Annotated in this window: 13 protein-coding genes; all 13 read left to right on the top strand. The window is 47.0% G+C overall.

What is annotated here, in order from left to right; genetic code table 11:
- The first annotated feature begins 44 nt into the window (after positions 1-44).
- A complete protein-coding gene (locus CGZ75_RS22110; RefSeq protein WP_089526420.1) occupies positions 45-1,367 on the top strand; it encodes a lipopolysaccharide biosynthesis protein in 1,323 nt (440 codons plus the stop codon).
- Positions 1,368-1,392: 25 nt separating this feature from the next.
- Positions 1,393-2,337 (top strand): glycosyltransferase family 2 protein, encoded by a 945-nt coding sequence (locus CGZ75_RS22115; protein ID WP_176444972.1) that lies wholly within the window; start codon positions 1,393-1,395, stop codon positions 2,335-2,337.
- Positions 2,334-3,479: a glycosyltransferase family 4 protein gene (locus tag CGZ75_RS22120; protein ID WP_089526422.1), complete on the top strand. Its 1,146-nt coding sequence runs from the start codon at positions 2,334-2,336 to the stop codon at positions 3,477-3,479. Before CGZ75_RS22115 ends, CGZ75_RS22120 begins: the two co-directional genes overlap by 4 nt.
- Before the next feature lie 13 nt (positions 3,480-3,492).
- Positions 3,493-4,176 carry a CatB-related O-acetyltransferase gene (locus CGZ75_RS22125; protein WP_089526423.1) on the top strand — a complete coding sequence of 228 codons (684 nt, stop codon included), beginning with the start codon at positions 3,493-3,495 and terminating at the stop codon, positions 4,174-4,176.
- Between the two features lie 31 nt (positions 4,177-4,207).
- A complete protein-coding gene (locus CGZ75_RS22130) occupies positions 4,208-5,386 on the top strand; it encodes a glycosyltransferase family 4 protein (protein WP_089526424.1) in 1,179 nt (392 codons plus the stop codon).
- Positions 5,387-5,388: 2 nt separating this feature from the next.
- Positions 5,389-7,686, top strand: coding sequence for a glycosyltransferase family 4 protein (locus CGZ75_RS22135; RefSeq protein WP_176444973.1), 2,298 nt, complete (start codon positions 5,389-5,391; stop codon positions 7,684-7,686).
- Positions 7,679-8,758, top strand: a complete 1,080-nt coding sequence (locus CGZ75_RS22140; protein ID WP_176444974.1) for an acyltransferase family protein — start codon at positions 7,679-7,681, stop codon at positions 8,756-8,758. The genes CGZ75_RS22135 and CGZ75_RS22140 overlap by 8 nt, the downstream gene beginning before the upstream one ends.
- Before the next feature lie 112 nt (positions 8,759-8,870).
- Positions 8,871-10,943, top strand: coding sequence for a hypothetical protein (locus tag CGZ75_RS22145; protein ID WP_089526427.1), 2,073 nt, complete (start codon positions 8,871-8,873; stop codon positions 10,941-10,943).
- 95 nt (positions 10,944-11,038) lie between these two features.
- The gene (locus tag CGZ75_RS22150; protein ID WP_342745705.1) at positions 11,039-11,992 is read left to right on the top strand and encodes an LCP family glycopolymer transferase; all 954 of its coding nucleotides are present in this window, start codon (positions 11,039-11,041) and stop codon (positions 11,990-11,992) included.
- Between the two features lie 31 nt (positions 11,993-12,023).
- On the top strand, positions 12,024-12,527 hold the full coding sequence (locus CGZ75_RS22155; protein ID WP_089526428.1) for a VanZ family protein: 504 nt from the start codon (positions 12,024-12,026) through the stop codon (positions 12,525-12,527).
- A 389-nt stretch (positions 12,528-12,916) separates the two neighbouring features.
- Complete coding sequence (locus tag CGZ75_RS22160) at positions 12,917-15,178, top strand: ABC transporter ATP-binding protein (protein WP_089526429.1); 2,262 nt, start codon at positions 12,917-12,919, stop codon at positions 15,176-15,178.
- Positions 15,175-15,684: a DUF1854 domain-containing protein gene (locus tag CGZ75_RS22165; RefSeq protein WP_089526430.1), complete on the top strand. Its 510-nt coding sequence runs from the start codon at positions 15,175-15,177 to the stop codon at positions 15,682-15,684. Before CGZ75_RS22160 ends, CGZ75_RS22165 begins: the two co-directional genes overlap by 4 nt.
- A gap of 299 nt (positions 15,685-15,983) precedes the next feature.
- Positions 15,984-16,211: a hypothetical protein gene (locus tag CGZ75_RS22170; protein WP_089526431.1), complete on the top strand. Its 228-nt coding sequence runs from the start codon at positions 15,984-15,986 to the stop codon at positions 16,209-16,211.
- Positions 16,212-16,566 lie beyond the last annotated feature (355 nt).

Consider the following 16,566-nt stretch of genomic DNA (forward strand, 5'->3'; position numbering starts at 1 on the left):
ATAAGTGGCATGGGGTTTGTTGTGGAGAGGAAGCATGATTAAGCATGAAAAAGCTCTTTTTATCCAGCTTCGCTTTGAATATGGTTGTAATGGCTCTAAATTTGATGACTGGAATTATGATTGCTCGTTGGCTTGGTTCTTATGGCCGAGGGGAGTTTGCCGCCGCGATCAGATGGACTGCTCTCCTTGTTGGCCTCTCAACCTTAGGCTTGCCTGGAGCTGTCATTTATTTAGGGAAGCTTTATAAGGAGCGTCAACAGGAGCTACTGGGGTCCTACTTGATTGCTGGGGTCTTTTTCGGACTGACCGGGATGGGAATTGGTTGGTTGATTATGCCTTTATTGATGGAAGGGCAGCCAGCGGAGCTTGTCTTATATGCAAGAATAGCAATGATTTGTTTACCTTTTAGTGTAATGACCGACGGTTTGATCGGAACTCTGCAGAGCTTGAATTTATTTCGTAAAGTCATGCTTCTTCGGTTGATGAGCCCACTCGGTTCACTGCTTGTTATTTTGATTTTGCAGGTGTCTGGTCATCTTTCGGTGCGGAATTTAATTTTGTATCAGATTGTCATCTGGGGATTGTTTACTTTTATACTGACGATGTCATGGGTGTTTAGACAGGTTAAGCCCTCCTTGAAAAATCTTCATCTTAATCTTAGCGAGCTCATGCGAAATGGGATCAAAATCTATGGGGGATCTTTGGTAGCGGTTTTTGGAGGGAATTTTGATCAATTGATTTTATCCCTACTGCTTGCTCCCTATGCCCTTGGACTTTATACCGTTGCCGGCAGTATTGGCGGAATTTTGCCTTCTGTGCTTTTTGGAGCTCTGAATGTTTTTTTATGGCCGAAGCTTATGGATCTCAAGGGTGAGGAAAAAAAGAAGAAAACGGAACAGATGCATAGTATGATGCTTCTTCTATGTACTTTAGTCACTTTGGTCGCCTGTGCATGCGCTCCGGTTTTACTGCCATTACTCTACGGCAATGAATATAAGCCCGCGATCTGGATGGCCATTATCCTTTTAGCTGTCGCTCCAATTCGAATCTGCAGTCAATTGCTTCTTTATTATCTGAATACAGAAGGCAAATTCAATACCGTTACTCTATCCGAGCTTCTAAGCGTAGGAGGCGGCATGGGGATTATGCTGCTGCTCATGCCTTATCTAGGCGCTATTGCTGCTGCTATTGGAATTGCAGGAGGATCGGTTTTGAAGTGGATCGTATACATTGTCATTCTTCGTTCAAGGGGAGTAAATACCAAAAAACTCTTTACGCTACATAAACGGGATATAAGTTATATGGCAAGCACAATTAAATCGCTGCTCAATGCCCGGTGGGGCAAAGCTAGACAATTGGAAAATTAATATACTGAATAAAGGGGAGATCCAAATGGTTTCTATTTCTGTGGTTGTACCGTCCTATCGCAGAACAAAAGATCTTATCCAATGCCTCAAAGGATTGGATCAACAAAAAATTCCGCCGCTTGAGGTCATTGTTGTCTATCGCAGTAGCGACGAAATAACAGAAAATGCGGTAAAAAAGTGGATGGAAAGTCCAGCGCCATATGTAAAAAAGGCTACTGTTGTGAGCATGCCCGGCATGCTTGCGGCTATGAAAGCAGGTAGTTGTGCTGCTGAGGGAGAGGTGATCGCTTTCACTGACGACGATGCTGTTCCCCGACCGGAATGGATCGAAAGGCTGGCAGTCTGCTATCAGAATCCATTGGTAGGAGGTGCCGGAGGACGAGATATTCAACCCGGAATCAAGTCTTCCGGGCCTGACACGCAGGTTGGAATTTTGACCTGGTATGGCAAGCTGATCGGCAATCATCATATCGGTTCCGGGGCCGCTAGAAATGTAGATGTTCTAAAAGGCGTTAACATGTCCTTCCGATCGGATCTGCTGCAATTGCCTGAAGGCTTGAAGGGCAGTGGAGCTCAAGTGCATATTGAAGTACATATTTGCCTGCGAATCCGGAAGTTAGGATTTAAGCTCATCTATGACCCAAGAATAGAGGTCGATCACTATCCTGCGCCTCGGTTTGACGCGGATCAGCGAAATAAAATTGTTCCGGAAGCGGTAGTAAATGCCGCTCACAATCTTCAATATGGAATTCTCAACCAACGGGGGAATTTTATTCGTACTCCAATGCGACTTCTCTATGCCTCTCTCGTTGGAGACCGAAGCGTTCCGGGACTGGCTCGTTTCAGCTTTGCTCTTCTACGCAAGGAAAAAGCAATCGTTCGCTCATTTGTTCCCGCTCAAAAAGGGTTGTGGAAGGGATTGGTGCGTTATATGAAAAGCGGCAGTCCCAAGGAGGCAAGAGAAGTATGAGAGTGATGCAAATCATCGACCGATTCGCTCCTTTGGGTGGAACAGAACGATTTGTGTACGACCTTTCGAGGCAACTGACGGAGGGGGGACATACCGTGCGAATTGCAGCATGCGGTGTGGAAGACATGAAAAGCTGGGGAGAGTACGATCCAGATAGTGTTGTGCCTGGAAGAAATCTGGAAGATTGGAGATATGCTGCCCGGGAATTTGCACCAGATGTAATTTTATGGCAGGGTGGCAGAGAGACGCTTAACGCTGCATTTCATTTGTCTCAAAGTTATCCTATGGCTACCATTTTTCATTCTCCCGTTTGCCCTTCAGGTGCAAGGCTTTTCCGGGACAACAATGAAATATGCAGCAATACATTTGGAGCAAGCTGCATGGTCAATTGGTACACGCGCAAATGCGGAACAAACAAGGAGCCATGGCGTATGCTCCAAGGCATGCGGCTGACTTCCAAGATGATCAAGGTAGCGCTTAACTCCAGGGTGATTTATACGGTCAGCAACTCCTTGAAAGAAATACTCGTTCGAGATGGGTTGCCCGCTGATAAAATTCAGGTGATAGACAATACTTTAGGAGCTATATTCGAGCCGGTTGCTCCAATAGTTCCGAGAGGCTCAGGTGAAGCGCTGCACATATTGTTCTGTGGCAGGTTAGTGTATTACAAGGGAGTGCAGGACATGATTCAAGCGATTGATGTTCTGAATCGTCAAGGGATCAACATAATGGCAACTATTGTCGGTGAGGGATGGTACGAAAACAAGCTTAAAGTGCTTGTGGCAAAACTCGGGCTTGAATCCAAAATTATATTTGCCGGACGAGTTCCAGGCAAGGAAGTGGACAGCTGGTATGACAAGGCGGATGCCGTCGTGGTGCCTTCAATTTGGCCTGAGCCTGCAGGGCTCGTCGTTCCTGAGGCCAGAAGAAGAGGAAAGTCGGTTATCGTGTATGATGCAGGAGGCTTGGGAGAATGGAAGGGTTATTTAGATGGAATCCAAGTTGTGCCTCGTGGTGATGTGGAGGCTCTTGCTACCGCAATGGCTTTCGTTCGAAATACTAGTTCTAGCCTTCCACGAGAAGGCAAAGCCGAGAGGTTAAGTATTGTACAGGAACTGCAAAATGTTTGCCGACATGCTTAATGGAGGGATATAAATGGATATTTTGGGAAGGAGAAGAAAGATTGCTTTAGCCTTGCGGATGAATCGGTTACTAAGATTTATCGGGTACTGGGCCGTCCAAGGAAAGTCAGCTGAAATTCATTCCTCTGTCACAATTGAATCGGGAAGCCGAGTACAACCTGAAGTGAAGATCGGCAGAAATACCTACATAAGCTTTAATTCTCATATTCAATCCGGATCAATCGGGTCTTTTTGTTCAATATCCTGGAATGTAACAATAGGAGCTGATGAGCATCCTTTACATAGTGCTTCAAGGCATCCTTTTTGGTATTCACCGGATCATGCAGGGATTTCGGCGACAACAAGGCGCTGGCAACAAGATAAGGCTCCTCCACAAATCGGGAACGATGTTTGGATTGGAACCGGGGCAACTATATTAAGAGGCGCAGTCATCGGAGATGGAGCCGTAATTGCTGCAGGAGCTGTAGTAACAGGAGAAGTACGACCTTATGCAGTAGTAGGCGGTATACCAGCCAAAGAAATCAGAAGATTATTTGATGACCCGTTAATTGATGATCTATTAGCTTTGGAATGGTGGACTTGGGACGATAACATGCTAAAAGAGGCCGCTCAATGGTTTGAAGATCCTAAACTGCTTGTTGATCGGTATGGAAATAGGAAAAAGGGCAGTACTAGTGGCATTTCCACCAATCTATGATTTTAATCGTAGCAAAAAGGAGAAATTTGATATGAATATTTTAACAACTGGTATGGGATGGATCGATCATACTCCTGGGGGGCTTAATCGATATTTTGCTGATTATACCCTGGCTATGCAGCAGCAAGGACATAATATTCGGGCTTTAGTTACAGCAGGAGGAGAAAAAATTTCCGCTCCTCCTTATATGGAAGAGGTCCTAACACAGTCCGACAAGACGGGGACTTGGGATAGAGTGAGAGCTTTTCGAACAGCTGCGGCACAGACAAAAAAGCAGTGGAGACCTGATGTTTATAATCCCCACTTCGCCTTGTACGCTTCATTAATTGGCAGGGGGCAGCTTCCAGCAAACATACCGATTGTGACTCACTTTCACGGTCCATGGGCTAAAGAGTCGATGATTGAAGATAAAAGCAGTTTTTCCGCACAACAAATCAATTATCAAATAAAAAAAAAGGTGGAGTCGCTCGCCTATAACCGCTCTAATCGATTTATCGTACTGAGTGAATACTTCTCGTCGTTGCTCCAGCAGGACTATGGGATTCCCGGCAATATTGTACATATCGTTCCAGGTGCTGTAGACACAGAAAGATTCAAGCCTTCTTCTAATCGTCAACAACTACGTAAGGAACTCGGATTCCATGAAAATGACCGGGTTCTTTTTTGTGTCCGGAGATTAGTTCGGCGTATGGGGATCGACCGCTTGATCCATGCGATGTCCGAGATAAGCGCTCAGGTGCCGGAAGCAATTCTCATTATTGCCGGGGATGGCACAATGCGCGATGAGCTTAAAGCGTTGAGCGCTAAGCTCGAACTCACAGACAAAATCAGGTTTGTAGGTCGTGTTAGCAATGAAGAGCTTGTTCAATGGTATCAGGCGGCAGACGTTTCCGTTGTACCTACCGTGACACTAGAGGGCTTTGGTCTTGTAACGGTAGAAGCTCTTGCTTGCGGGACCCCGGTTGTTGGAACGCCTAACGGAGGAACAAAAGAGATTCTGCAACAATTTGATTCCAACCTGCTCTTTGATGACGATACGCCAGAGGCCATGTCTTCTCGAATTATTTCTCTGTTAAAGAGCGAAAAGGGATTGCCAGAACGCGAGCGATGCCGTTCCCATGTTATGGAACGCTATACCTGGGAGAAGATTGCAAACGGAGTCAGCGATGTGTTCCATCTTGCGGCAGAAGATTCGCTGAGGAGGGCTTAAGGATGAGAATTGGTTATTACAATCATACAAGCTCCATTAGTGGAGCGGAAATCAGCCTTCTGACAATGACAAGTCATCTGCATACAGCAGAGCCTGTCATTATCGGCCCGGAGGGAGAACTTGGTGTAAGGGCGCGAGAGTTCGGAATGGAGTATCTTGTGTTACCCGGTTACAGAGCTCGTTTGAGCAAAAATCCATTTTCCATAGCTAGGCATATGATCGGAATGGTCGTGGAGGGTTGGCGACTCGCTGCCTGTGTGAAAAAGCAAAACCTAGATATTGTTCACGCCAACTCAATTCGAGCTGGCATCATGGCTTCAATGTTCAGTTGGCTTCATCGCCGTCCTGTAATCTGGCATATTCGCGATCAGCCGCCCAGAGGAATAGTTGGAGCCGTTATCCGAAAGTTTGCTGCTCGCAAAGCGGACAAATTGATTTGCATTTCCGAGCAGATTCGTGAGTCTTTGGGCAAGGCTCTAGAGTACAAATCGACCGTTATTTACAATGGCGTCAAGGCTGATTTTGCCGATGATCAAGAGAAACAGCAGGCAAGACAAATGATTCGGGCTGAACTTGGAGCCGAGCAGGAAACGCTTGTCATAGCCATTATCGGACAGATTGCCCCTTGGAAGCGGCAAGAGGATGCGATAGCGGCTCTTCATTTACTGCAGAAGCAAAATCATTTCGCGGAACTTTGGATCGTAGGAGAAGCCAAGTTCAGAGAGGAAAATAAGCAATACGAGCAGCATTTAAGGCGTCTGGTAAAGGAACTCGGTTTGACTGGAAAAGTACGGTTTACTGGTTTTCGAAATGATATGAAGGAGATCTGCTGTGCAGCGGATCTTCTTTTTTTATGTTCTGATAACGAGCCCTTCGGCAGGGTGCTCATTGAGTCAATGGCTCAGAAAGTCCCGGTTATCGCCACTCGCGCCGGTGGAGTCCCGGAAATTGTCGAAGATGAAAACTGTGGTTTACTTTACGAGGTTGGAGATATTGTCGCTCTTGCGGCATGTGCAAGCCGTCTGCTATCGGACGAAAGTCTGAGAAAGGAGTACGGGCAGAAAGCTTTCGAAAGAGTCAAGGCGAGGTTTGTCATTCAAAATACCGTTATGCAAGTCGAGAATTTGTATGATCAATCTGGCCAGGACCGTCCGCTTCGGGTTGCTATTGTACATGATTATCTCAATCAGCGTGGAGGCGCTGAGAGGGTAGTGGGCGTACTGCATAAAATTTATCCTGAGGCTCCGATTTTCACGACTATCGCGGATCGCAATGAGCTTTTAGCTGAGCTTGCAGATGCTGATATTCGAACCACATGGATGCAACGGATTCCAGGCATTCTTAGTAAGTTCAAGCTATTTTTCTGGGTATACCCAGCTGCCGTAAAAAGCATGGATCTTCGTAAATATGACCTGATCATCAGTTCAAGCAGCGCTTATGCAAAGGGAATCCGGAAGCCAAAAGGAGCCGTCCATATCTGTTATTGCCACACTCCGATGCGGTTCGCCTGGAACTATGAAGAATATGTCGAGGGAATGATGATCCCTTCCTTTGTCAAGAGGCTGGCTAAAGTTTTTGTTCCATTCCTCAAAGGCTGGGATAAGCGAAATACAGCAGCGGTGGATGCACTCATTGCCAATTCCACTGTAGTAAGGGAACGGGTTAATACCTATTACGGCATGCATTCATCAGTGGTATACCCGCCTGTTGATCTGAGCCGATTCGGTCCGTATCAACCTGTTCAAGTAAAGGACTACTACCTGGTCGTTTCCAGGCTAGTCTCCTATAAGCGAATCGATCTAGCAGTTGCAGCTTGTACATTAACCAACCAAAACCTGATCGTTGTCGGCGGTGGCCCTGATCTGGATAGGCTTAAAAAGCTGGCTGGCCCGACGATAACTTTTGCGGGAAGGCTGAAGGACGATGAGGTGGAAGAGCTAATGCGAGGCTGCAAGGCGCTGCTGTTCCCGGGCATAGAGGATTTTGGGATTACTCCACTAGAAGCCAATGCCTGCGGTAGACCTGTCATTGCCTTTCAGGGAGGCGGGGCATTAGATACGATTATTGCCGGAAGGAATGGGCTCTTTTTTACAGAGCAGACTAAGGAGTCGCTGGCTCAAACGATGAGAGTTTTCGATCAATATGAATGGGATAGCACGGCCATTCACGCTCATGCTGAAGCGTTCGGAGAGGCAAGGTTTGAGCGAGAATTAAAAGAAATTGTTGTTCATGCAACAATGGAAAAGAATGCATCTTTGCCTCACTCTACTCTGGTTGGGAGGAACGTTGAACTTGATTAGAGAAATCAATTTTTTACGAGCGCTATCATGTCTATTTATTGTTATGATACATTGCGTAGAAAAAGCGAAAGTTAAATATGGTTTTTTTGACGATCTTGATGATTCGACTCAATTTTACGCTGATTTATTAATGTTGTTGCTCAAAGTGGGTACGGGTATCTTTGTATTTATTTCGGAATTTATTTTGGCTTATAAATATCCAGATAAGCTTCCAGAAGGCTTTTATTTAAAAAGAGTAAAGTTTTTGTTAATTCCATTATTTGTTATGTCCGTGGTCTTTGCCTATGTTGATACTCGCATAGGGGGGACAGGTTGGTTTCAAATGCTGAAGGAATTTATACTGAATTTATTTTTAGGAGGATTTCATGGTTATTTTATTCTGATTATTTTCCAATTCTACATTTTGCATGGGTTTTGGATTCGGTATGTAAAAAGGTATAAGCCTCTTCATGTGCTTTTATTGATGCTTTTAATAAATATATCATATCTCAGTCTATTTAATTTCGTACAGCCCCCTATCCAATCAGAGCGTATGAATCATCTGTGGTATGTAGGCTCATCTATTCCTTTATTCGGATGGTTATTTTATTTTGCTCTAGCCTATTATTGCGGATCAAATTATGAGTGGTTTATGAAGAAGCTGGCTGCGCTAAAATATTATATTCTCGGTATTTCAATCCTTGCTTTTTCATTATCGATGCTAATTCAAAAATATGATATTATCACCGTTCAAAGCTCCAAACGCGTTGATATGATTTTTCTTACTAGCTGTTCCATTATGTTGATGTTTTTATGGGCAAGAAAAATCAATTATTTTCCGAAATGGATGTCATTAGTTAGTAATTATTCCTTCGGAATATACTGGTTGCATCTATTTTTTATAGCCGTATTGTCAGAGTATATAAACTTTAAATCTAATTATAGTTACTTACTGTATATCCCGCTGATGTTTATCGTTTCAATTCTTTTCTCGATCATATCGACCGAGCTTTTACAGAAAATTCCCTTCGGAGTTTACGTTGTTGGGAAGACCAGACAGGAATCTAAAACCGCCAAAGGAAGTTCTTTTTAACAGAAATTGTTCATACTTTAAATTCGCCTGAACTGCAGCTTGATTTTCGAACCTCCTATTACATCCAAGAGTGCAACAGGAAAAAGTCTTATTAAGACGAGGAGGCCATTCAATGATTAGTATATTAAATTATAATGCCGATCCTACTGGAAGCGCCGACAGTTCTGATGCTTTGGCTGCGGCTATAAGAGGTAATGCATCGGTATTAATCCCTGAAGGCATCTATCGGATCGGGAAGAACATGATTATTCCGGAATCAAACCTGATCGCTTTTGAACATGGGGCAAGATTAAAGCCTATCGCAGGAGTAGTTATTACGTTCAACGGAAGCATAAGTGCGCACAAAACCGATTTTATATTTGATATCTCCGAGGGGGGAACTGTGCAAGGTGAGCCTAAAGAGGATGTGATTTATCCTCGATGGTTCGGCGCGAAGGTTGACAGCAAGACGGATGACACGGCGGCTTATCAGGCTGCTGGAATTATGTGCGGGAAATCAAGGCTGTTGTACATCGCTTCAGGCAGCTCGGTAATTCGGCGTCCCTTGACTCGTTTCGGCAGGGGGGCTTTTGGTATAGGCACATTTATTGACGGCAATCAGATGGGCTCTCGTATTATTTTTGATCCAATCGATAACAAGACCGACCTCCAGGCATGCTTTGACGTTTATTACGCAGGGGTCTTAGCTGTTTTTCGTGATTTTACGGTAGTTGGAACGGTACCCTACGCGAAGCGTTATTTGGAACGCTGGGTAAACAAAGAGCTGTTCGATCAACGAAAATATGAGATGTTTGCAGTTGGAAGCTGTGCTTTCCGTGTCTCGGGAGGAGCAACCCCTACTTTTCATAATATATCGACACGCGCCATAAAATGTGGTTTGCTGCTCGATAACAATGTGGGGCATATAACATGGAAAGGATGTACCTGGTCGGGGCTGATTGGCGTTTACTGCCGCAAAAATAATTACGATTATTATGGTGAACGAGGCAGTATGACTGGTGAATTTTGCGGTTTATTAATCGGGCTACAGGGTTTCAGTGGTACGATATCCAATCTTCATACAGGCTTTTCTCCTTATGGAGTATATCAATGCATGGATGGGACTCCTTCTGCATACAGCAATGGTTTAAGCGGGCAGGCTATTTTTTGGCAATTTGAGCAATGTGGAGAAGCTGCTATAGATCTGCTGCCGAACTCGCAAACGAGAGCCTGGTATATGAATGGAATCGGATTTTCCTGGTCGGTTATAGATTATAGCGATCAACCGGGGCGATGGCAAAGCGCTTTGCCAGACTCCTTGAAGCGGCCGGAGGAGAAGCAAGCTTATGCCGCTCGATTTGGAATTATTGGAGATAACGTAGCATTCGATTCCTTTTCAGCTATATTAACCAAATCCCCCAATCCCGGAGGAGTTGCCAGTGCATATATCGATACCGTCTCAGCGAGCACAAGCTTAGTGGGGCTGGGTACGTCTACGGTAATTAGGAGAAAAGTCACACCCCATTATATAAACCGCAATGTTCAGCAACTAATTAAGGATCGCTCTTCCAGGTCACAGAATAAGGTTGCCCCATCGAATTTACTTCTTGATAGCTCAATAGCTTCGAACTATACGGCCCAAAACAATGCCGTGATCAGCAAGGTATCCGATTCAACTTCTATTCCTGTCCCGGTATCCGATGAAATGAGGCAAGTATTGGGGATGCGCTTTTCCATTTTCAAGGTCGTTGGTGACGGGATAAAGGAACCGATAGTTAAACTGAAGTTTGCAGGATCTCCCGCACAACTTGATTTGTCACGCTATGTGACATTATCAGGATTCTTTTTGACCGATATCTCGCATAACGGTTTTTTGTACCGAGCTTCTGGCTCTCCAGGTATATTTTTATACAGCGATGCAATGAATCTTCCGGCACTTACGTGGACCCGGATCACAGGGGTGGATGGAAAATTCTCGGATGGCAAATACAATGAGATCGGATTTAGCTTCAAGGCAGGATCAGTATCTTATTTTGCCGGTCTCATGGCCGCATACGATACGGTCGGAACTTACTCCCCAAGCTTCGCTGCCTATTGTGATACGGATTTTGAGATTGGAGGAAGTCTTATTATAAGGGACACGGTCACTGGAGCCCGAATTCGATTGTCCGTGACCAATGGAGCAATCATTCAAACGCCTCTTTAAGAAGCTCTCAAAAAATGAAAAAAGCGGGTTTGCTAACTAGCAAAACTCGCTTTTTTGCGTTGTGCATCAACTAAATCAAAGGAGACTTAAGCCTCATGAGCATGAAACAGAAAAGAGTGCTTATCACCGTCCTGTCCATCCTTCTTGTGGTGGGATTAAGCATGGCCGGACTTGGCTGGTATGCCTATAACTCTATCAAGGCTACCGCCAATAAGGTCTATGAGCCGACGAAGCGCATAACCTATGTCAGCAAGGATACGGAAGTGACCTTACCCGAGGAAGAGGCGGTCGCCTCTGACAATCTACCTTTTACTGTCTTGCTGATGGGTGTGGATGAGCGAACGGGTGATGTGGGACGCACCGATACGATCATGCTGCTCGCGGTTAATCCAGTCAAGAACGATGCTCTTTTGCTCAGCATTCCCAGGGATACACGTACCACCTTAATCGGACGGGATGTGGAGGACAAAATCAACCACGCCTATGCCTTCGGAGGTGTGAATATGGCAGTACAGACGGTAGAGAGCCTCCTCGACTATCCGGTGGACTATTATGTGAAGGTCAACATGGAGGGCTTTGCCAAGGTTGTTGATCTGCTGGGTGGCGTTGAGGTTAACAATCCGTTCGCCTTCACCATTGACGGTCAAAGCTACGAGAAGGGGCCGCTTAAGCTGACCGGGGAGCGGGCTCTACTCTATTCCAGGATGCGTTATGACGATCCACGCGGGGATTTGGGGCGGCAGAACCGTCAGCGCGACATTATCCAGCAGGTGATGAAAAATGCGCTGACCGTTAGCAGTCTTACCAAAGCCAACAGCATGCTGGAGGAGATCGGCAGCAATGTGAAGACGGATATATCATTCGATACGATGAAGGATCTGCTCGTAAATTATCGCCCTAAAATCGAGAAAATCTCGCAGCAGGAGATCAAAGGCCGAGGAGCGCGGATTGGCGGCATCTACTACTATATGGTCGATCAAGCGGAGCGTAATCGCGTTCATGACCTGATCAAGGAGCATCAGCAGCAGACGAAGCCGGTAAAGAAATAAAACGATCTGCGAGAAAGGAAGAGCGGCGCTTATGAACAATTATACGGTAAGCTACGGCGGCAGATTGTCCGGCCGGCGCAGAGCGCTACTATGGGGCTGCCTGCTCTCTTGGATACTGCTTATTTTTGTCCTTTCGAGTCAGTCTTATCAGACTCAGAGCATCAAGCCCGCTCTGCAACGCCAGCTTAATACGGAGACGGTCAAGCGTTTGTTGCCCCCGATGTCGTTCCATTTCAAGGGTCAATTGTATATGTCGTCGTTCAATCCTTACGATGTTTTGGGGTTTTTAGTGAACAAGTCGGCCCACCTATTGATTTATGCTGTGCTTGCGGGAATTGCCTGGTCGTTGCTGCGCATGTATAAGGTAAGCAATGGACTGGCTGCTTTCATTGCACTGTCGCTAACGGTGTTAATCGCCTGCCTGGACGAGTATAACCAGCAATTCTATCTATCGAGCACCGCCAGCCCCGAGAATGTCCTGATCGATCTGATCGGCGGCAGTCTTGGGGTTATTGTTCTATCTAGGGTTAAATGAATCATCTTGACATGATACAAAATGTATCGTAAATTGGAAGAGGTTGGAGATTGGACTCTGTTTTTGTAGATGAAGCTTACAAGCTTACTAGCATAGATAAAGCGTGGTTTTTCAACAAAGTATTAAATAAAAAATAAAGTAATTTTCGAAAGAGGGGGAACTGTTCTAACAGTTCCCCCTCTCTTGACCCAGCATTGCGGCGAATTGTCACATTTTGATAATACATATTGTATCGTAACTGGATGGAATTTAAAAATGTGCCCGCCATCTATAACCACTTTTTCTGCGTTATACAGAATGGTGAGGGCTAGCTGTTTGTCAGGCATAGCTGTATCGGTCGGTCGCCGGTGAAGCAGCGTATGCAGGAAGCAGTTGGAAGGAGCGGCAGCATGGCAAGGGCTAAGGAAACGGATAATAGCCGCTCCGCGGAATATGGAATCCGCGAGGGTGAAGCGGCGGTGCTGAGGCAAAGGCTGGCCGGAGCCTGGCTCAGGCTGCCAGCGGACATTAACGAAGCTCGCCAGTTCCAGAGCTACGAGATTGTGTTCACCGACCGCGAGATGGCGGTGCTGGATGGACAGGGGCGGCTGCAGAGGCGCTATTCCAAAGGGATGATCGATGAGATCGAGCTGAGGGAAGGCATTGCAGGCGGCTCGCTCAATCTATTGACTCGCGACGGTATGCGCGAGGCGGCACGTTTCACGCTTCCGCATATGGAAGCGTACCGCGAGGCCATGCCGCGTATAACGGCATGGCTGGATGAACCGCTCCCGTTGCCGGGAGCGGGAGCGGTATTGGCGGCCGAGCCTACCGGCACGGCCGCAGGGCATCACGCCTGCCGTGTATGCGGCAGGCGGCTCTGGCATCGGCGGACCAAATGCCTCCGCTGCAGCAACAAGTACATGATGGTCCGCCGCATATTGGCTTATGCGCGTCCGCATCGCAAGCTGATGATTGCAAGCGGTGTGCTGTTGCTCGTCAGCATCGTTTTCGAGCTGCTGCCGACGTACCTGATGAAGCTGCTGATCGATAACTTCACGAGCGGCGGCGGCAGCCCATCGGTGCTAATGGGAATTATCATCGCGATGGCTTCCATCCATTTGGTCGGCACCGGGGTGTCGATGGCGCGCAGCTTTATCGGCCTGCGCTTCGGCGGCAAGCTGATGGGTGATATCCGCAAGCATGCCTTCGAGGCGATTATGCGACTTTCGATGAGTTATTTTGACCGGAGACAGGTTTCACAGTTCATCAGCCGTGTCCAAAATGACACCGAGGAACTAAAGCAATTCCTCACCGATGGCTTCATCCAGTTCCTCTCGCAAGTGCTCATGGCCGTAGGCGTGTTAGGGCTGTTATTCTACCTGAACGCTCCGCTGACATGGATGATTCTTATCCCTGTACCGTTTCTCGCCGGAGGATTCCTCTGGTTGTGGCCGCGTATTCGCATCATGTGGTACTCGCAATGGATGAGCATCATGAACGTGAACAACGTTATCGGCGAGGCGCTGCAAGGCATCCGTGTCATCAAAGCATTCGCACAGGAAAAACGGGAGAAGGAGCGGTTCGCCAAGGCCAATGACACCTTGGTTAAACGTATGATTTCCATGGGTAATCTATGGATGAGCGTGTCTCCGCTGTTCTCGCTCGTCATCGCGGCTTTTGGCCTGCTTGTATGGTATAGCGGCGGTAAGTCTGTGCTGCAGGGCGGGATGTCGCTCGGCACTCTGACCGCTTATGCTTCTTATTTGGTTATGTTTTTCGGCCCGTTACAGTACTTCGGGGCTTCACTGAATATGATCAACCGAGTTATGGGCTCTGCTGAGCGAATTTTCGAGCTGATGGATGCAGCAAGCGACACGCCGGATCGGGAAGATGCGGTGCAGCTGACGGCGGTTCGCGGTGAGATCCGGTTTAATGGCGTACGTTATGGCTATGACAAAAGTCGTGCTGTTCTCAAGGACATGGACTTGACGATCAAGCCTGGCGAAATGATCGGTTTGGTCGGCCCTTCCGGTGCGGGCAAGTCTACGCTCATTAATCTGGTTTGCCGTTTTTATGACCCGGATGGCGGTAGCATAACGCTGGATGGCATCGACCTGCGGGATATTGCTCAGGAGAGTCTTCGCTCCCGCATTGGCGTTGTGCTGCAAGAAACTTTTCTTTTTGACGGAACCATCGCGCAAAATATCGCCTACGGCAAAAAGGACGCCTCGCCCGAGGGAATCATCGAGGCTGCGCGTCTGGCCAACGCCCATGGATTCATCTGCGGGCTGCCGGAAGGGTACGAGACAGGGGTTGGTGAGCGCGGCCACCGTCTGTCAGGCGGGGAAAAGCAGCGCATCGCCATCGCTCGCGCCGTGCTGCTCGATCCGGAAATTCTCATCCTCGACGAGGCGACTGCTTCGGTAGATACGGAGACCGAGCGAGCGATTCAGGAAGCGCTAGCCCGCCTCGTGCGCGGCCGCACGACAATTGCAATTGCCCATCGGCTGTCAACGCTGCGCGACGCTGATAGGCTCATTGTGTTAGAGCAGGGGCGTATCGTCGAAACGGGCACACATGAGGAACTATACAGGAGCAAAAGAACCTATTATCGTCTCGTGGAATCACAGAAGCAGATGACGGATTCTCCTTCGGAGGTAGGGATATGAGTAATAATAGTAATCTTGTTTTTATGAACCGCATCCAATTATATGATGTTTTGCTCTATCATAGCCGCGAGGGTTATCTCAAGGCAGTGCTCGGCGGCGAGCAGATGGGCAGAGTTAAGCTGGTGAGATGTTTCCCCTATTCCATGCCAGATCGGCTAATTTCCATCCGTACTGCGGACACAGGCAAGGAGCTGCTGCTACTGCCGAGTCTTGATCATCTGCAGGAGGAAAGCCGCAGCGCGGCAATGCTGGAGCTGGAACGTGAATATATGATTCCACGTATCGAGCGCATCCTGTCCATTCGCAAAAAGGGACCCGAGTGGATCTGGTCCGTTGATACCGATTATGGTCCGAGTACGTTACATATGAGCATTCTGCATGAAGGAATTCATGAACTGGCCGACGGCCGCTGGATTGTTACTGACGATGATGGTCGGCGCTTCGAGCTTTCGAATGTCGACCGCATGGATAAACAAAGTCGTGAACAGTGGGGTAAAATCGGCTAAAACACATACAAAAGTCGGACCGATTTCGTCGGATCCGGCTTTTTAGATTTATCGCTAAATAAAGAAGGAATTCTCATTGATTAGTCGAAATTGTAAGCGTATACATAATTACTTGGTTGTACTCGACAAATTTCTAGGTCTTTTCTTAGGTTTAAGCTTGACGAATAGCGATATTTGTCATAAATTAAATCTATACGCGATACAAATTGTAACAAGAAGATAAAATCCCATTTCCGGAGCGATGATAATAGCCAAGATAATCGATTTTTATTCATAGATGATCCAAGGGGGAATCCTTTATGCGTTTTAGCGAGCACTTTCACTGTTTAGGCTGCGAGAAGCTGCTGCCTGAAAATGAAGCCTCGGTCCTTTTCCGTACGGGCTATTACCGAGTTTCTCATCCGCTTGGCTGCTGCCAGTTCTGCGATGGAGCCGGTTCCGGAGAGTCTACCGGCAAAGAACATTCCATTACATCGGCAAAAGACATTTCGCAATCACGCTTTGCCTATTATTCTATTTCTGCCTAGCATTGCGTCAATAATTAACTGCTCGGAATATTGTCTATACTTAAGAGGGTCATTACTTCGGATGTAGATACGATTCGTATCTACTGGATGCGGATAGGCGAGCGAGTATGGGATGCCATAATTCAAGTCTGAGGAGTGTTCAAGTTGGCAGCAACAGGTCAGTTATTCCATTGCGTACGTTGCGAGCAGATGTTGGGCTTGCAAGCGGCGGCAAAGTTGTTCCAGACCGGCTTCTATAGAAGTTCCCAGCTGATGGGCTGCTGCAGTTCCTGCAGTGGGATCGGTATGGGGGATGCGTCCTCCAAGGACAATAGTAGTAGCTTTGTAGATTCCGCGTGTACGGCTTGGTTTAGCA

Origin of the sequence: Paenibacillus herberti (genome assembly GCF_002233675.1) — a bacterium.
GTDB classification, from domain to species: Bacteria; Bacillota; Bacilli; order Paenibacillales; family Paenibacillaceae; genus Paenibacillus_O; species Paenibacillus_O herberti.